The 18,023-nt window shown below is 53.3% G+C and carries 15 protein-coding genes and 2 tRNA genes; 10 read left to right on the top strand and 7 right to left on the bottom strand.

The features are described 5' to 3' along the window. Positions 1–85 precede the first annotated feature (85 nt). Together GKG36_RS08845 and GKG36_RS08850 are read right to left on the bottom strand one after the other, a co-directional pair. Complete coding sequence (locus GKG36_RS08845) at positions 86–1,705, bottom strand: DUF5046 domain-containing protein (protein WP_154260278.1); 1,620 nt, start codon at positions 1,703–1,705, stop codon at positions 86–88. 141 nt (positions 1,706–1,846) lie between these two features. Then, positions 1,847–3,229, bottom strand: coding sequence for an MATE family efflux transporter (locus tag GKG36_RS08850; RefSeq protein WP_154260279.1), 1,383 nt, complete (start codon positions 3,227–3,229; stop codon positions 1,847–1,849). A gap of 373 nt (positions 3,230–3,602) precedes the next feature. Between GKG36_RS08850 and GKG36_RS08855 the strand changes: the two genes are divergently transcribed. Next, positions 3,603–4,412, top strand: a complete 810-nt coding sequence (locus GKG36_RS08855) for an RICIN domain-containing protein (protein ID WP_154260281.1) — start codon at positions 3,603–3,605, stop codon at positions 4,410–4,412. A gap of 71 nt (positions 4,413–4,483) precedes the next feature. Here the strand turns inward: GKG36_RS08855 and GKG36_RS08860 are convergent, their stop codons facing one another. Further along, positions 4,484–5,134: a Crp/Fnr family transcriptional regulator gene (locus GKG36_RS08860; protein WP_005945585.1), complete on the bottom strand. Its 651-nt coding sequence runs from the start codon at positions 5,132–5,134 to the stop codon at positions 4,484–4,486. 86 nt (positions 5,135–5,220) lie between these two features. Between GKG36_RS08860 and GKG36_RS08865 the strand changes: the two genes are divergently transcribed. Next, a complete protein-coding gene (locus GKG36_RS08865; RefSeq protein ID WP_154260283.1) occupies positions 5,221–5,949 on the top strand; it encodes a 4Fe-4S dicluster domain-containing protein in 729 nt (242 codons plus the stop codon). A gap of 63 nt (positions 5,950–6,012) precedes the next feature. Here GKG36_RS08865 and GKG36_RS08870 read toward each other — a convergent pair whose 3' ends face one another. The 3 genes from GKG36_RS08870 to GKG36_RS08880 all read right to left on the bottom strand — a co-directional run bounded on the left by GKG36_RS08870 (position 6,013) and on the right by GKG36_RS08880 (position 7,319). After that, complete coding sequence (locus tag GKG36_RS08870) at positions 6,013–6,888, bottom strand: hypothetical protein (RefSeq protein ID WP_242702904.1); 876 nt, start codon at positions 6,886–6,888, stop codon at positions 6,013–6,015. Positions 6,889–7,004: 116 nt separating this feature from the next. Continuing rightward, positions 7,005–7,096: transfer RNA gene (locus GKG36_RS08875), tRNA-Ser, on the bottom strand. A gap of 131 nt (positions 7,097–7,227) precedes the next feature. Further along, a tRNA-Ser gene (locus GKG36_RS08880) sits at positions 7,228–7,319 on the bottom strand. A gap of 247 nt (positions 7,320–7,566) precedes the next feature. On the opposite strand from GKG36_RS08880, the gene GKG36_RS08885 reads away from it, so the two are divergent. Further along, a complete protein-coding gene (locus tag GKG36_RS08885) occupies positions 7,567–8,586 on the top strand; it encodes an alpha-hydroxy-acid oxidizing protein (RefSeq protein WP_005945594.1) in 1,020 nt (339 codons plus the stop codon). A 53-nt stretch (positions 8,587–8,639) separates the two neighbouring features. On the opposite strand, the gene spoIID is transcribed toward GKG36_RS08885, so the two are convergent. After that, positions 8,640–9,644: a stage II sporulation protein D gene (gene spoIID, locus GKG36_RS08890; protein ID WP_154260286.1), complete on the bottom strand. Its 1,005-nt coding sequence runs from the start codon at positions 9,642–9,644 to the stop codon at positions 8,640–8,642. Positions 9,645–9,890: 246 nt separating this feature from the next. Here spoIID and GKG36_RS08895 point away from each other — a divergent pair, with 246 nt between their 5' ends. The 7 genes from GKG36_RS08895 (at position 9,891) to GKG36_RS08925 (ending at position 18,005) form a co-directional block, all read left to right on the top strand. Beyond that, a complete protein-coding gene (locus GKG36_RS08895) occupies positions 9,891–11,261 on the top strand; it encodes a citrate synthase (protein ID WP_120080071.1) in 1,371 nt (456 codons plus the stop codon). Further along, positions 11,261–12,046 carry a hypothetical protein gene (locus GKG36_RS08900; RefSeq protein ID WP_154260288.1) on the top strand — a complete coding sequence of 262 codons (786 nt, stop codon included), beginning with the start codon at positions 11,261–11,263 and terminating at the stop codon, positions 12,044–12,046. The genes GKG36_RS08895 and GKG36_RS08900 overlap by 1 nt, the downstream gene beginning before the upstream one ends. Before the next feature lie 198 nt (positions 12,047–12,244). After that, entirely contained in the window at positions 12,245–13,276 is a 1,032-nt protein-coding gene (gap, locus tag GKG36_RS08905) for a type I glyceraldehyde-3-phosphate dehydrogenase (protein ID WP_005945602.1), read from the top strand. 504 nt (positions 13,277–13,780) lie between these two features. Then, positions 13,781–14,221 (top strand): glycosyltransferase family 4 protein, encoded by a 441-nt coding sequence (locus tag GKG36_RS08910; protein ID WP_347563033.1) that lies wholly within the window; start codon positions 13,781–13,783, stop codon positions 14,219–14,221. Between the two features lie 323 nt (positions 14,222–14,544). After that, positions 14,545–15,669 (top strand): glycosyltransferase family 4 protein, encoded by a 1,125-nt coding sequence (locus GKG36_RS08915; protein WP_154260290.1) that lies wholly within the window; start codon positions 14,545–14,547, stop codon positions 15,667–15,669. A gap of 374 nt (positions 15,670–16,043) precedes the next feature. Further along, the gene (locus GKG36_RS08920) at positions 16,044–17,081 is read left to right on the top strand and encodes an acyltransferase family protein (RefSeq protein ID WP_154260291.1); all 1,038 of its coding nucleotides are present in this window, start codon (positions 16,044–16,046) and stop codon (positions 17,079–17,081) included. A gap of 48 nt (positions 17,082–17,129) precedes the next feature. Then, positions 17,130–18,005 (top strand): acyltransferase family protein, encoded by an 876-nt coding sequence (locus tag GKG36_RS08925; RefSeq protein ID WP_154260293.1) that lies wholly within the window; start codon positions 17,130–17,132, stop codon positions 18,003–18,005. Positions 18,006–18,023 lie beyond the last annotated feature (18 nt).

Here is an 18,023-nt window from a genome sequence, read left to right on the forward strand (position 1 = left end):
ATGCTGTTTGTCAGGGGCAGCGGTCGGCAGACGGATTTTTTCATTTTGGGGCTTGACTTTTAATAGTTAGTCTCCAAAGTCTGGCTCAATAGCCCATTTCATCGTCGGCGTTGATGGAAGAGAAGATGCTTTGGCAGTAAAGCCATTTGCCGTTCGTGTCCATCCAGCCGTAGTAAAAGCCGCGTTTTGCAACGAACACGTGTTCTGGCAGCTGGTTCAGGCTGTTGTCGTAGTAGCTGTAGCAGCTGCCAAGGCCATAGAACACAATGTTGCCGTTTTCATCCAGCACGTCACACATTGAGCCGTTGCTGCTGGGCGCATTGGCGTTGCCACAGTACAGCGGCCTGCCCTCCGGTGTGGTGATGAGATAGTTCAGGGCATAATACTTGTCCTGCAGATGGGTCAGGTCGGAGACAAGGCCCTCGGGGCCGTACACGCGGGTGGCGGTGGTCTCAAAGTTATCGTTATCCCGCAGCTCCAGCCAGACGTAGCCGTCACCCTTGTTATCCATCATCACGCTTTGCTGGCCCTCCACTGGCTCCACGGTGGTATCGGTGATCAAATCGCCGGTTTCGGTGTTGAACACCTTCAACCGTCCGTCCTCATAGTAAAGGGCGATGGTGTCGCTCATGACGCTGGAAGCGTACAGCGGTGTCACCTCACCGGTAACAAGGTCGTGCAGATCATAGCCGAAGTCGCCGCTCGTGCGCCATGTGACCACATAGCCCGGGAAATAGCTGCTGGGCTGGTCGTCGAAGGTGCCAATGAGGGTGCGGTCCACGGTGGCGAGATCCCGCAGCTCGTAGCGGCCATCGCTGGTCTCGAAGCAGGCGGTGCCGCTGCCGCATACCTGTCGGAAGCCGGTGAAGACTTCGCCGGTGGCGGGGTTATAGAGCGTTTCGTCCGTTGGCTCGCCGCTGGCGTGGCAGGTGTCCAGCTCCACCCAGTCGGTCAGAACGTCCGGTGCATAGGAAAGGCTCAGGGCAGTAGTGGCATCTGCGCCGTAAGTCTGTGTACCGTCTTTCGTCTGTATAATGATCCAGCTGTGCAGGGCGGGTTCATCGTCCCATGCGTCCTCGGCAAGGTCTGCTGGGCGGGCATAGCAGGTGAACACCAGCCTGTCCCCGCACACGATGCAGCGGTATGCGCCATCCGGCACGGGCAGACGTTCGCCGGTGGAAAGGTCGATCACCTGACAGGTGCCGTAATCGTCGTAGCCGTTTTCGTAGCTGCCGTTCACGGCGTGGGCTTCCTGCAGCACCAGCAGACCGTTCTGCATGGAGGCGTTCTGCTCCCCCTCAAAGGTCATGACTTCATTGCCGTCTTTGTCAAACAGGCCGCTGCGCCGTCCGCAATAAGCGTCCGGGTCGGCCCAGGTGCGGAACCAGTAGTTGGTCTCACCGGTCACGGTGTCCTGCAGAAGGTTCACGTTCTCGCTGCGGAAGGACTGGTACAGCACCTTGCTGCCGCACAGAACGGTGCAGGCACCGCCGGAATTGTCGTAACCGTAAAGCATCCGCAGCTTTCCGTCGTCCAGCCGGGAGCTGTCGTAAAGCGGATCCCCGTGTGCATCGGTGGGCACTGAGGAAGCAGGAGCAGCAGGCTTGCCGGAAGCGGGCGGCAGCACGCTGCAGCTGCAGCCAAGGGTAAGGCACAGGGCAGCGCATACAGCAGCGCTGCCTATGCGGCAAACGTTACGCTTCATAAAGATCACTCCTTACAGTATGGAAAGGAACAAAGTTTAAAAGAAAGCCGGAAAGGTTTTCCAGTTCAATTATAATACGAAACAGCCGCGCATTCCATTGCAGGAAAACGCGGCTGTTGATTACAGTTTTATGACAGACTTTCAGGACTGTGCTTTGGCTTTTTCAGCATCGTCCATCCGGTCCAGCTGCTTGAGAAAGGCCAGCAGGAACGGCAGGGAAACAATAAAGGTGAGCGCATCCGCAATGGGCTGGCAGATCTCTACGCCCACAAGGCCGAAAGTGCGGGGCAGAATGAGGATGAGCGGAATGAAGAACACGCCCTGACGGCAACAGGCCAGAAAGGTGGCGCGCCCGGCTTTGCCCACGCTCTGGAAGGTCATGTTTGCCACCACAATGACCGGCTGCAGCAGAATGGCAAGGCACTGATAGTGGAAGGCGGGCAGCGCCACGGCGGTAACATCCGGGTCATCACGGAACAGGCGGATGAGGGCATCGCTGTTGACCCAGCACAGGCTCACCAGCACCACCAGCATACAAAAGGCTGCACCCATGGTAAAAACTGCGGCTTTTTGCACCCGGCGGAATTTGCGTGCACCGTAGTTGAACGCGGCCACCGGCTGCAGGCCCTGCCCAACGCCAATGGCTACCGAGATGATGAACATGAAAATGCGGGAAACGATGCTCATACCGGCCACAGCGGCATCGCCGTAGCTGCGGGCGGCAATGTTCAGCAGCATGCCGCCGATGCTCTGCAGGCCCTGGCGGCCAAAGCTGGGCGCGCCGCCCACCAGGATCATGCCGAACTCCCGCGCTTCACGGGTGACGGCAGCAATACGGAACTGACTGACGGTTTTGCCCCGCAGGAACATGGACAGCAGGATGCAGAAGCTGATGCTTTGGCTGAGAGCCGTAGCAATGCCTGCACCGGCGGTGCCAAGGCCCAAGCCGAACATAAAGATGGGGTCCAGCACAATGTTCAGCACGCCGCCGGTCACAAGGCCGATCATGGCAAAGTTCGCCTTGCCCTCATAGCGCAGGATGTTGTTCATCACAAGGCTGGAGATCATAAGCGGGGCTGCAATGAGGATGGGTCGTGCATAAGCGCAGGCGTGGGGCAGAATGGTCTCGGTGCTGCCCAGCAGCATCATGAAGCTGGGCAGAGTGGCAAGGCCCACAACGGCCAGCACCACGCCAGCGGCCAGAGCAGAAAAAAAGCTGGTGGAAGCAAAGCGGGTGGCGGCATCAGTGTTCCGGCTGCCAAGGCTGCGGCTGATGATGGTGCCGGAGCCGTGGCCCAGTGTAAAGCCAAGCGCCTGAATAATGGCCATCAGGCTGGAAACAATGCCCACCGCACCGGAAGCGCTGGTGGAGATCTGGCCCACAAAAAAGGTATCGGCCAAGTTGTAGATGCTGGTGATGAGCATACTTAAAATGGTAGGGACGGCAAGACCGAGGATCAGCTTTGGAATGGGTGTCTCGGTCATTTTTTTGTATTGCTGAATGTTGAGCTCGTCTGCTGACATGAAAGAACCTCCTTTTATCATAAGGAATAGGTCAAGAAAAGCCGCCCAGCAGCAGAGCGGCGGATAATTTGAATGTGTGCACGGGATGCACGTTCCATAGTATAACGCAGCTGCGGCAAAAAGTCGAGAGCCGAACCGGTACAGAATGGTGCCTGAAATGCCCATGGAGCGGGAGAAAAACGGACGGAAAGCTTGACTGTTTTTGTCTGTTTTGCTAAAGGCTGGTCGAATTGCTTGTAGAAAATCACGATATGTGGTATCATTTACCATAAGGGAAACAAAAGAGCCTGTGCATCTGTACAGGCTGCATACAAAATATAAGCGGCAGCCGCAGGCAGAGCCGGGCGGCTGCGATCCATAGGAGGAACAAACCATGAAAACTGTTGCACAGACCGTGATCGAAGCCGATCACTTTTACACCATTGCCGCGCACACCGGTAACGTCATTCAGGCCGTGGAGGGCACCAAGGAAGCCGGTACCGTCCGTCTGGGCAAGTACGAGCATAAGCCTGAGCAGGAGTGGAGCTTTATCCGCGTGGGTGACGGCGTTTACCGCATCCGCAACCGCGCATCCGGCAAGCTGCTGGACCTGACCATGACCGGCACCGCCAACGGCACCTGGCTGCACCTGTGGGAGGATGTGGGCGGTACCTCTCAGATGTGGACCGTTCAGCCCACCCCGGAAGGAACTGTGCGCCTGCGCTCTTCCTGGGCCGGCGGCAAGTGCGTGGACACCGTTGGCATGGGCGCTGCGGTTGGCACCGTGCTGCAGATCTGGCAGGAGGTGTCCGGCGCAGATGACCAGCTGTGGACCATTGCCGAGGTGAAGGAGCGCGCAAAGCGTGCCGCAAAGAAGGCCGAGACGCCTGCTGTGGAGGCTGCCGCTGAAGCTGCACCCGCTGCAGAAAAGGCACCGGCCAAGAAGACTGCGGCCCGCAAGCCCCGCACCACCAAAAAGGCGGCTGCCGCCAAGGCAGAAGCTGCAGAAGAGGGGAAGGCAGAGACCGCAGCACCGGCAGAAAAGCCCGCAAAGCCTGCCCATAAGACCGCCGCAAAAAAGACCGCCGCCAAGGCTGCCGAAAAAGCAGAGCCTGCAAAGGCAGAAGCACCTGCAGAGGAAAAGCCTGCTGCGGAGAAGCCCAAGCGCAAGTGCGCACCCCGCAAGAAGAAGGAGACGGTCTGATCTCGTTCTGTTGATTTGTTAAAATGAAAGCGCCCGCCGGAGGTCCAGCCCTGCCCGGCGGGCGCTTTTGGTTATTCTGGAAGCTGCTTTAAAACAAAGCGGTTTTTATCAAATTCCAGCAAACCTTCGTCCCGCATTTTGCACAGCTCTTTGGAGAGGGCGCTGCGGTCCAGATTGAGGTAGTCGGCCATCTGCTGGCGGTTGAAGGGCACCTCGAACTCCATCCTGCCGCAGCGTGCTGCCTGTGCAGAAAAATAGGTCAGCAGCCGTCCGCGCACAGTCTTGGGCGTTGTGCAGAAGATGCGCTGCGAAAGGCTGAGGTTCTTGCGCATGGACACCGCCAGCAGGCGGCGCAGCAGCTTGTCTTTCAGCGCTGGCTCGATCCGCGCATCGGTAAGGGCGGCAGTGTGCAGGAACAGTATTTCGCAATGTTCGGCCGCAACAGCATCCACCATCAAGGCCTCGCCGCAAAAGGCGTAGGTCTCGGCAAAGGCCTGCCCGGCACCTACGCTGCTCAGGATGCTTTTGGTGCCCCAGAGATCCAGATTTTCAATGTGCACGGAACCACGCAGCACAATGCCGATCTCCCGCACGCAGCTTCCGGCGTGGAAGATGACCTCGTGCTTTGCAAACTGCCGGGTGCGCAGGTGCCCGGCAGCGGCAAGGGTATCCAGCTCGGCTTCTGAAAGATCCTGAAACAGGGGCGACGCGATCTTTTTCATAAAAATCCTCTTTCTGTGGTTATAACAACCGAAAGCACGGTCTGATTATAGTATACTCAGAACATCAAAGCAAGGAGGATTTTTCCATGATCCGCAAAATCATTCATATAGACGAAGAAAAATGCAACGGCTGTGGTGCCTGCGTCACCGCCTGCCACGAGGGTGCCATCGGCCTTGTGAACGGCAAGGCCAAGCTGATGCGGGACGACTACTGCGACGGCTTTGGCGACTGCCTGCCCGGATGCCCTACCGGTGCCATCACCTTTACCGAGCGCGAAGCCGCCGCTTATGACGAGCAGGCTGTGCTGGAAAACAAGCAGAAAAAGGCCGCTGCCGCCCAGCAGCAGGCACAGCCCGCCGCACCGGCGTTCCATGGCTGCCCGGGCAGCATGATGAAACAGTTCCACCGTGAGCAGACCGCACCTGCCGCAGCCGCAGTGCCCATGCAGTCCCAGCTGGCACAGTGGCCTTGCCAGATCAAGTTGGTGCCGGTGAACGCGCCCTACTTTGACGGTGCCAAGCTGCTGATCGCCGCCGACTGCACCGCCTATGCCTACGCCAATATCCACGAGGAGTTCATGAGTGGCCATGTGACCATCATCGGCTGCCCGAAGCTGGATGCTGTGGATTACAGCGAAAAGCTGACCGAGATCATCCGCAGCAATGATATCAAGAGCGTGACGGTGCTGCGCATGGAGGTGCCCTGCTGCGGCGGGCTGGAGCACGCTGCCATCACTGCTCTGAAGAACAGCGGCAAGTTCATCCCGTGGAATGTAGTCACCTTCTCCACCGATGGCCGCATCCTCGACCGGTAAAATGACAGAACAAAAGCCAGAAACGACTGCTGCCGTTTCTGGCTTTTGATGTTTGCGGAAAGATCAGCCCGCGTTCTGTACGCTGTTGGCAGCGGTCTGCACGAACTGCAGCACGCTCTGGATGGTATCGCGGATCTGCACCAGCGTCTGGATGTCTTCGTCCTTCATGCGGGATGTGGGAGCAGTGAGCACCACGGTCTGGGCACTCACGGTGCCAGTGAGCTGGATGCTGACCCCGTGTTCCGGGATGGTGAGCAGGATGTGCACCGGGATGGCATCCGCAAAGAACCTGCTCTTTTCCAGCCCGATAACAAGTACCGGTGCATTGGCGCTGGCATCACCGGTATCCAGCTGAAAATAAAGGTAGCCGTCCTTTGCGCCTTCCGGCTGTACGCGCTGCAGCTTTTTCTGCGGCAGCTCAAACTCGGTCATGTCCTGCAGGCTGGTGGCTGTGGTGTCCACACCCAGCAGGCTTGCCAGCTGGGCCTGCGAGATATAACTGCCAAGGCTCCAGTCCGGCAGCAGAAGGCTCGCCAGCGGGTAGCTGCCGGTGATGGAAGAGCGGATATTTTTGTACAGCTGCCCGACATCGTATAAGGTCTCGCTGCTGCTGATATACACCCGGGTGAGCGGGCCTGCCGGGATAACGGCATCCGGGGCCGAGATGCTCAGCTGCAGTGCGTCCGGCGCATACAGGCCGTTGACGGTGCCCTTGGTGGAGCCTGTCTTTTGCAGGATGGTGTAAAGGGCAGGGGAATCGGCTGTGGATGTGATCTCATAATCAAAGGTAAAGGCCGCGCCTGCCTGCAGCGCTTTCACCCGGCGGGCTATCAGACTGTACCCGGTTGCAGCGGCCACGACTGCAAGCAGTACAAGGATGAGCACTGCAATCAGGACCACATAGCCCACGCCGTGCTTTTTTCGTTTGGAAGATGCCATAAAAAATCCTCCCTCAGATGTTTTATTCAGCATAGCGGAACAGCGGACAAAAGTCAAGGCAGAACAGGGAAGCGCTGGAAAAACAAAAAATCCGAAACCGTAAGGTTTCGGATTTCTGGCGGAAAGATGGGGATTCGAACCCCAGAACGCTTTTGACACGTTACACGATTTCCAGTCGTGCGCCTTAGACCAACTCAGCCATCTTTCCATATTCGGTTGTACGCCGCAGCGCCACACTATAATACCTGAAAGGTGCGCATTTGTCAAGCACTTTTTTTTAAAAAAATGAAAAATGAGAAGATAAAACAAAAAATCCGGGACCCAAAGGTTCCGGATTTCTGGCGGAAAGATGGGGATTCGAACCCCAGAACGCTTTTGACACGTTACACGATTTCCAGTCGTGCGCCTTAGACCAACTCAGCCATCTTTCCATATTCGGTTGTACGCCGTAGCGCCACACTATAATACCTGAAAGAACCGCTTTTGTCAAGGATTTTTTGAAAAAAATGGGTTTTTTCAAAACGACATCTCTGTGCAGGCAAAAAACGGCAAAAAATTCAGGGATGCAGCAAAAACCCTTGACGAAGCGGTTGAACCGGACTATGATGAAGCAGGAGAGTACTGCGGCGGGAAATCTTTGCGGCCGCAGAGTGGAATAAAAAAGGAGGATGCTTTCTTATGACTTATCCTGAAGTGCTGGCCAATGCCCGTGAGTGCATTGGCAAATACTGCAAGGCCTGCCCGGTGTGCAACGGCGTGGCCTGCAAAAACCAGATCCCCGGCCCCGGTGCCAAGGGCGTGGGCGATACGGCCATCCGCAATTATAATAAGTGGGCCGAGATCCGCGTGAACATGGATACCCTGTGCGAGGGCGGCACCCCGGACACCCATATTGAGCTGTTTGGCAAGAGCTTCAAGTACCCGTTCTTTGCAGGCCCGGTGGGTGCTGTGAACCTGCACTACTCCGAAGCTTATACCGATATGACCTATAATGATGTGCTGGTGCGCGCCTGTGCAGAGAACGGCATCGCTGCCTTTACCGGCGACGGCACCAACCCCACCGTTATGGAGATGGCCACCAAGGCTATTGGCGCAGCAAACGGCTGCGGCGTGCCCACCATCAAGCCCTGGAACATTGATACCATTAAGGAAAAGATGGCCGAGGCCAAGGCCAGCGGCTGCTTTGCCGTGGCCATGGATGTGGACGCAGCCGGTCTGCCCTTCCTGAAGAACATGACTCCGCCCGCAGGCAGCAAGAGCGTGGCAGAGCTTGCCGAGATCGTCAAGCTGGCCGAGCGCCCCTTCATCGTCAAGGGCGTTATGACCGTTAAGGGCGCACTGAAGGCAAAGGAAGCCGGCGCGGCTGCTATCGTGGTGTCCAACCACGGCGGCCGCGTGCTGGATCAGTGCCCGGCCACTGCCGAGGTGCTGCCGGAGATCGCAGCAGCCCTCAAGGGCACCGGCGTGAAGATCCTGGTGGACGGCGGCATCCGCACCGGTGTGGATGTGTTCAAAGCACTGGCACTGGGTGCAGACGGCGTGCTGATCTGCCGCCCGTTCGTCACGGCTGTGTATGGCGGCGGCGAGGAAGGCGTGAAGTGCTACATTGATAAGCTGGCCGGTGAGCTGGCTGACACCATGCAGATGTGCGGTGCGCATTCTCTGGCCGAGATCACCCCGGATATGGTGCGGGTATAAGAAAAAGAGTGAATAGAAAAGCGGTCTGTGCCTTTGCGGTGCGGGCCGCTTTTTCATCCTTGCAGCTGCGTGCCGGGGTAGTAGTGTGCCAGAATATCGGCATAGCTTTTGCCCTGCTCCGCCATGGCCTTTGTGCCCCACTGGCTCAGGCCCACGCCGTGGCCGTAACCCCGGGTGGTAAAGCTGAAATTCCCGCTCTGGTACTGTACCGTAAAGCTTGTGCTGCGCAGGCCCAGCGCCCGGCGCAGGGTCGTGCCGGAAACGGTCTGCCCGCAGACCGTGACGGTTTTTGTGTATCCGGCGCTGGTCAGCGCTGCCGGGCCGAACCAGCCTTCCGGCGCGGCGAGGTCGGCAGAAATGCCAAGGCCTGCAAGGGCCTGCTGCACCTGTTCTGCGGAAAAGGTGACGGTGTATTCGTAGTTGTCAGCGGAATGGTCGGTGCTGCTGTCCACTGAAATAAGGTAGGGCAGGGCGGAACCCCATACATTTTCGCTGGCCTCGGTCTGCCCATTGGAAATGGCAAAGTAGCTGGCGCAGGCAGGAGCGTTCTCATAATAAAGTATCTCATCCAAGACCTCGTCCACAAGGGCGGAGAGGCGGGCGTAATTCTGCTCGTAGGCGGTGCCCCAGTAGCTGCGCAGCACCGGCTCGGTCAGGCAGCCCTGCCGCCGGGCTGGGTCGGCAGTGAGCCAAGCGCCGCTTTGCAGGGTGGTGTGGTCTCGGCAGTAGAGCGCATAGCTGTGGGCGGCAACGGCCTGTGCCTTGAGCGCTTCGTCCGGCCAGCTCACCGGCATCTCGGCGGCGACAGCACCCAGAACGTATTCCTGACGGGAAAGCTCCAGCACCTGTCCGGTGGCCTGATCCTCCACCAGAAAGGTCTCGGCATCCGCAGAAGGCACGGCATTTGGCGGCTGCGCAGATGCTGCAGGAGAAGATACGGCAGAAGATGCGGGCTCTGCCCCGCTGAGCACGGCGCGTGTGACCCGGTAGGCAGCCAGCGGCAGAGTGCTGCCCAGCACCAGCAGGACCGCAAAGATTGGCAGAAAAAACTTTTTCATAGTCCCAAACCCTCCGACAGCGGTGTTTTTTTAATCAGAATACCGGATATACCCTGAAAAAAGATGCGAAACAGGGAAAAAGCCTTTTGTGGTGCAAGCGCAAAAAAGCACCAAACCGACTTTTTGAGCGCTGAACGGTGCAGTTAATGCTTGAATTTACTCGTCAAAAGCGATAATATAGAATTATACCCATCATTGAGGGTGGGCGAGAAAGTATATAAATAGGATGAAAGGAGAATTCCCCTTATGAATTTTGCACATTCGGAGGTGGCAACGCTGGACCCGAACACGATGCGGACTTTGTGTGAGGAATATGTTGCCAACAACTACATCGATCCGGAGACGAGCGAACGTCTTGGGGTCAAGCGCGGCCTGCGCAACCCGGATGGCACCGGTGTGCTGGCCGGCCTGACCAACGTCTGCGACGTTGTGGGCTATAAAAAGGATCAGGAAGGCCATGTGATCCCCACTCCCGGCAAGCTGATCTACCGCGGTGTGAACATCAACGAGATCGTGGACGAGGCCTACCGCAATGACCGCTTTGTGTTTGAAGAGGTGATCTGGCTGCTGCTGTTCGGCAGTCTGCCCAACCGGGAGCAGCTGGACGATTTCTGTGAGATCCTGGCAGAGCACCGCGCCCTGCCGGAAGGCTTCATGGACACCATGAACGCCCCCTCGCCCAATATCATGAATAAGCTGCAGCGCTGCGTGCTGGGCCTTTACTCTTATGATGAGCACGCCGAGGATCTGAGTCTGGAGAACATCCTGAGCCAGAGCATCAATCTAATCGCCAGCATGCCCACCATGATGGTGAACGCTTACCAGATGAAGCGCCGCTACTACGATAAGCAGAGCATGTTCTTCCACCTGCCCAAGCCCGGCCAGAGCACGGCAGAGCACATCCTCAGCACCTACCGTCCGGACCAGAAGTTCACCCACGAGGAAGCAAAGCTGCTGGATATGTGCCTGCTGGTGCACGCCGACCACGGCGGCGGCAACTGCTCCACCTTTACCACCCGTGTGCTGTCCTCCTCCGGCACCGATACCTACTCCGCAATCGCGGCGGCCATCGGTGCACTGAAGGGCCCCAAGCACGGCGGTGCCAACCTGATGGTGAACCGTCAGCTGAAGGATATCCTCAAGCATGTGGAAAACCCCGAGGACGACGATGAGGTGCGCGAGTATCTGCGCCGCATCCTGCGCAAGCAGGCGGGCGATGGCTCCGGCCTGATCTACGGCATGGGCCACGCAGTGTACACCATCAGCGACCCTCGTGAGGTGGTCCTGAAGCAGCGCGCCCGCCATCTGGCCTACGACAAAGGTTTTGAGGAAGAGTATAATATGCTGTGCAGCATCGAACGGCTGGCCCCCGGCATCTTTGCCGAGGAAAAGGGCAGCACCAAGCCGGTGTGCGCCAACGTGGACCTGTTCAGCGGCCTGATCTACAACATGCTGGGCATCTCTGAGGATATCTACACCCCGCTGTTCGCCATTGCCCGTGTGCCCGGCTGGTGTGCACACCGCGTGGAAGAGGTGGTATTCGCCAACCGTATCATTCGTCCCGCTTACAAGTATCTGGGCGTGCGCCAGAAATATAAGCCGATCGAGGAACGCTGATGAATCCTTCTGTTTTGTTCGTTTTTTTCCTGAGCATTCTGCTGGGCGTGCTGCGCGCGGCAGACCTTGCCTTTGGCACCGATGCCGTCACCGGTCTGTGCGTGGTCGGCTCGGTGTGGTGGCGCTATCTGGCACTGGGTATCGTGGTGCTGGCTGCAGTGCTTGTGGGCCGTACACAGCCTTCCCGCTCGGAAGCGGTGCGTAGCCGCAGGCCGCTGGCCGGTATTCTGGCTTTTGTCGGTGCAGTATGTTTTCTGGCCGCAGCGGGTGCACAGATCGCGCTGGGCGCAGCTTCCGGTCTGGGCGGCTTTGTGCGGTGCATTCTGGAATGCCTGTGCTCCGCGTGGCTCAGCACCATGGGCCGCTGCTGGCTCAGCCCCAACGAGTGGAAAAAGCCCTTTGGCGGGCTGTATCTGGCCGTGGCGGGCAGTCTGCTGTTCTACTGGAACGTGCTGCTGCGCTTTATGGAGAACAGCTCCAGCTGGCACCGCGTGACCCCTACAGCGGCGGTGTGGCAGGCGCTTGCGGCACTGGTGTTTTTGGCAGCGCTGGCCCGGGCGCTGCATGTCCCGCAGCCGGGCAATGGCAAAACACTGTGCGCAGCCGGGCTTGCCGCATTTGCACTTTGCCTGTGCTGGCAGCTGCCCTATGTACTGGTTTTGATGAGCGGCCTGAGCTGGGCCGCACCGGCTGTCTGGCCGGAGATCTTTGCCGGACTGGGCCTTTGCTGCGTGGGCGGCATTGGCGGAGCGTGCGTTACAGCCTGCTTGAACGGGGAAAGCTGACAAAAATGTTGGCACTCTGTTGGCGCAATTGCCGAAAAGCAGGGAATGAAAGGAATTAAAATCGTACAAAAGCAAAAAATGCAGTGAATGTCTTGTTAATTTTTTGGCAGATACTTGAAACTTTCTGCGTTTTGGTCTAAAATAAAGATACCGTGATTTATCCGATTATGGGTAAAATAATTAGGAGGTACTATTAACATGGCTGTTAGAGTTGCTATCAATGGTTTCGGTCGTATTGGTCGTCTGGCTTTCCGTCAGATGTTTGATGCTGAGGGTTACGAGGTCGTCGCAATCAACGACCTGACCAGCCCCAAGATGCTGGCTCACCTGCTGAAGTACGATACTGCTCAGGGTTCTTTCTGCGGCAAGATCGGCGAGGGCAAGCACACCGTCGAGGCTACCGAGGACTCCATCATTGTTGACGGCAAGGAGATCAAGATCTACGCTGTTAAGGACGCAAAGGACGCTCCCTGGGGCGAACTGAACGTTGATGTCGTTCTGGAGTGCACCGGCTTCTACACCAGCAAGGAGAAGAGCATGGCTCACATTCAGGCTGGCGCAAAGAAGGTCGTTATCTCTGCTCCCGCAGGCAACGATCTGAAGACCATTGTCTTCTCCGTCAACGAGAAGACCCTGACCGCTGAGGATCAGGTCATTTCTGCTGCTTCCTGCACCACCAACTGCCTGGCTCCCATGGCTAACACCCTGAACAAGACCTACCCCATCGTCTCCGGCATCATGACCACTGTTCATGCTTACACCGGCGACCAGATGATCCTGGATGGTCCTCAGCGCAAGGGCGATCTGCGCCGTGCTCGTGCTGGCGCACAGAACATCGTTCCCAACACCACCGGCGCTGCTAAGGCTATCGGCCTGGTCATCCCCGAGCTGAACGGCAAGCTGATCGGTTCTGCTCAGCGTGTGCCTGTTCCCACCGGCTCTACCACCATTCTGGTTGCTGTCGTCAAGGGCAAGGACGTCACCAAGGAGTCCATCAATGCTGCTATGAAGGCTGCTACTTCTGAGTCCTTCGGCTACAACGAGGATCAGATCGTTTCTTCCGATGTCATCGGCATGCGTTACGGCTCTCTGTTCGATGCTACCCAGACCATGGTCGCTAAGATCGACGACGACACCTATCAGGTTCAGGTCGTGTCTTGGTACGACAACGAGAACTCCTACACCTCTCAGATGGTCCGTACCATTAAGTACTTCGCTGAGAACTGCTAATCACAGCTCTACGCTCAAAAGTGCTTGAGGTGCCGTGCTGAATGACAACTAGTATTGGCTTTGCTGATACGAACATGCTGTGATTGGTACGACAACAGGATAACGAGTTCAACACCCTTCCTTTTGCGGGTTTCCGTGAGAGGAAGGGTGTTTTTTTGCTGCAAAAAAGCAATGGAACGAGTTCCTTTCTAAAATGAATATGTTGCAACAAAAAAGACGGAATAAAGTACGGAAATCTTAGCCATGATGCAGGCAATGATACAGCTGCAAAGTATTGTACCCCAGAGGAAAAAATGGTAAAATATTTTTAGTGTCAATAAATACATTTACGAAATTGATATTGATGATTCTGGAAATAAAATGTCAATGAATTGCGGCGTAAATCTGTCAAAAACCTGGGCGTAGATGCGTCCGGGCTTTTTCTGATGTAAAGGAAACCGGGCCGGAGTTTGGCACGGTATGGGGATGAGATCCCTAAATGGGGAAAGCGACAGGAAAGGGAAAATGAAAGAGAAATTGAGGCTTGCTGTTTTTGGCCACAAAAGGTGGTCGAGAGAGGGCGGCGTGGAGATCGTGGTAAAAGAGCTGTGCACACGGATGGCGCAGCAGGGCTGTCAGGTGACATGCTACAACAGAGCAGGCCATCATGTGAGCGGTGCGGAATATGACGATGCTGGTAAAACGGAGTACGAGGGAATCCGTCAGAAGTCTGTTCCGACCATTGAACGGCGCGGACTTGCAGCGGTAAGCTCTTCCTTTTTCGCAGCACTTTGTAGTGCATTTGGAAGATATGATGTGGTGCATATCCATGCAGAAGGACCGGCGTTCTTTGCATGGCTGCCGAAGATGTTTGGGAAAAGAGTTGTTGTTACCGTCCATGGAACCTGTGAAATAATGTTAGTAACCAGAAAAAATCCTGATTTCATGCGGGTTTGCGCGGCTTGACCTTTTTTACCTTAACTTGTTTCTGTTTACCATGGTGCGTTGCGTTCCGGCGTGATTTCGGGGGTTAATGGCTTCTGGTTGCGCTCTATACTTAACCCACCACAGCGAAAGCTGATAGAGCAGAAAACAGAATAAGGAGGTACGAGGACAAGCCTGCGTATAGATTGTTGCTGCAATCTGTATACAGGCTTGTTGTTGTGCTATGAAGTAGGAAAGGTGAATAGTGAAAGACGAGCATGACAATTTAAGGAAAAGAACTGCTGGGATTGTGTATAAGCCTAGGACAAGAATAGAAACTATGGAATGACGGTTGGAGAGAAGTAATGGAAGAAAAAATCAGACTTGCGGTTTTCGGGCAGAAACGTCTTTCGCGTGAAGGCGGGATAGAGATTGTTGTAAAAGAGTTATGCACCCGAATGGCACAGAATGGTTGTGATATAACTTGCTACAATAGAGCAGGCCATCATGTAAGCGGTGCAGAGTATGGCAAAACCATTGAATATGATGGCATCCGTCAAAAGGTTGTTCCGACCATTGAGAAGAAGGGACTTGCAGCGGTAAGCTCTTCCTTTTTCGCAGCACTTTGTAGTGCATTTGGAAGATACGATGTGGTGCATATCCATGCAGAAGGTCCTGCCTTTTTCTGTTGGATACCAAAACTTTTTGGCAAGCGTGTAATCTGCACTATCCACGGTTTGGACTGGGATTGCGAGAAGTGGCGCGGAAGCGTTGCATCCAAGTTCATTCGTGGCGGCGAAAAGAATGCTGTGAAATATGCGGACGAGATCATTGTTCTAAGCAAAGACGTGCAGAAGTATTTCTTGGAGACCTACGGAAGGGAGACACATTTTATCCCTAATGGTGTCAATCGGCCAGAGGTTCGGGAAGCAAAGCTGATCACGGATCATTTTGGATTGGAGAAAGATTCCTACATATTGTTCCTCGGTCGTCTGGTGCCAGAAAAGGGGATTCGATATCTGGTTGAGGCCTTCAAGAATGTCAAGACGGATAAAAAGCTGGTTATCGCAGGCGGCTCTAGTGATACGGATTCCTTTATGGAGGAATTGAAAGAACTGGCGAAGGGTGACGATCGGATTCTCTTTACTGGGTTTGTGCAGGGAGCAATGCTGGATGAACTATACAGCAACGCTTACATCTACACGCTGCCGTCTGATTTGGAAGGAATGCCGCTAAGTCTACTGGAAGCAATGAGCTACGGCAACTGCTGTTTGGTTTCGGATATTCCGGAGTGCGCAGAGGTTGTGGAAGATAAGGCATTGATTTTCAAAAAATCGGATGTAGAGGACTTGCAAGAAAAACTGCAAGATGCTTGTGACCATCCTGAAATGGTTATGGAAATGAAAAAGCAGGCAGCGGACTTTATCTGCGAGAAATATAACTGGGATGATGTCGTAAAAGAAACGATGAAACTGTACAGGAGAAAATAATAGATGAGAGTATTGATAATAAATAATCTCCTCTAACTGAACGCAGGTGGTGAGATGTACATAGTGAAAATGTCGGAAAAACAGCGTATTTACGTAACTTTTCGATAGGTGGGTGGAGTTGCAAGAGCAGTTTTAATCTCGCTACCTATGTTCAGCAACAACAGATGAAATTATCATAAGAACTTTCAGTATCACTACCTGCGTTTGTATGAAGCACTCTGGTTTATGAACAATACATTGGAAGTGCTTCATCTGAACAGAGATAGTGAAATAGAACAATGTTACGTTAAAATGATTCTGTCGTAGATGAATATCGCTTTGGCTGTAGCGTCGGTTGACTAAACTGTCAATTTCAGATTGAGTGAGAATAAAAAATGATGAACTATATTTATACATTAATACCAATAGCTTTGCTGGGATTTGCCGCAGTACAAGGTAGTAAATGGAATTTTAATGCGGCAACATACATGGACAAAAAGTATACGAATGCGGTTAAAGGCATGATGTGTGTTGTCATTATGTATGTTCATATATCGAATGATTATACTAACACGGTACAGAACATTATCGGTAGTTTTGCGTATGTTGGTGTTTTTACATTTTTTGCGATTTCAGCTTTTGGATGTAGGACTAGCGTAGAAAGAAGTCAAAGCTATTTAAATCAATTCTGGAAAAAAAGAATTTTGGCGCTGTTTGTACCTGCAATATTGATTAATATAATTTCATTCGGTTTTAAAGTGATAAGCTTAAATGTATATGAGGTTCGAGGTCTCTATGCGTTTAATCAATACATTTATGCGATTATTGTTGCTTATTTGGTGTTTTGGATAATCTGGAAAATAAAAGCTATACCAGTGGATATAAAAGATTGGCTAGTGGGGCTGATTTGTTTACTATTTAGTTTAATAACATATTTGACGCCGATAAAGATTTTCTTCATTTGGCCGACAGAAAGTATAGGGTTTATTTTTGGTTTAATTCTCTATCATAAAAAGGAGATAATAACAAGTGAATTAAAACAAAATCATACAAGGAAAATGATTATATTATTCCTATTATCAGCTTTGCTAGGAATTCTATATATGAAATATAAGCATGTTTTTTTCCTTGGAGGATGGTTGCTGAGAGTAGTTTTGGCCGTGGTATTATTGCTATTGTTTTCAGCATGCACAATGAACATTTCTTTTGAAGGAAGACTGGTTCAATTATTAGGAAATATTTCATATGAGTTTTATTTAGGGCATTTGGTTGTTATTTCGATAGTTAGTAGACTGTTTCCGAAAATGAGTTCAGGCGTTTTTATTGTAATTGTATTTGTTGCAACATTGATTTTATCGATTGTGGTGAAAATAATGTCGGATAAAATAATGAGCCCTTTATTAAGAAATCGAAAAACAGCTGGTAGAGCGTAATAAAAAGGAGAAGCTATCAGTAAGACTTGGTAAGTGAGGAGAAAACTTGTGGACACAAAAGTAGATCGATACGAGGGAATAGACGGCGTAAAGGCATATGCCATTATTGGCATTGCACTGATGCATATCCTCACAAATGGAGAATATAGGATGGGAGGATTTGTGTTTGAACGGATGATACCGTCTTTCACAAACCTCGTTTTCCTTTTTATGATGGTCAGTGGTTTTGGAATGTGTTGCGGCTACTACCAGAAATTCAAGGATCAGAAAATTGGTGTAGTGGATTTTTACAAAAAACGGTACAGCAAGATCTGGCCATATTTCGCATTGCTCTGTGTGCTGGACTTCGTAATGTCACCCAGTAAAAGTGCGCTGTATGAGGTTTTTGCAAACCTGACACTCTGTCAGGGACTTTTGCCGAATATGAACATATCGGTTATTGGTGTGAGCTGGACGTTGGCAGTCATTTTTGTATTTTACCTGCTGTTTCCATTCTTTTGTTTCCTACTTGAGAATAAGAAGCGTGCCTGGCTGGCATTTGTCTGCGCTGCAATCTATAACTTTGTGTGCAGTGCATATTTCTTTGATGAAAGCCACATTGCAGATGGAGTAGCCGTAAATTTCAGTGCAAGGACAAACATTCTGTACTGTGCAGTCTATTTTATCGCTGGTGGCTTGATCTTCCTCTATCGGAAAGAGCTGGCTGAGTTCGCATCGAAGCACAAGGTTATCGCCGGAGTGGTTTTACTGATTGCCACGGCTGCTTATTTTGCATTAGGCAGTGCTACGCTCACGATGCTGTTCTTCTGTGTGGCAGCACTGATCTATACCCTCGGTTGTAGAACGGGGGGGGGGTACTGGTCAATCCAGTTGCCAAGTTCCTCGGTGGTATCAGCTTCGAGATTTACTTGTGCCACATGGTAATTTATCGTGTGCTTGAGA

It is taken from the genome of Faecalibacterium sp. BIOML-A1 (assembly GCF_009679715.1).
GTDB classification, from domain to species: Bacteria; Bacillota; Clostridia; order Oscillospirales; family Ruminococcaceae; genus Faecalibacterium; species Faecalibacterium taiwanense.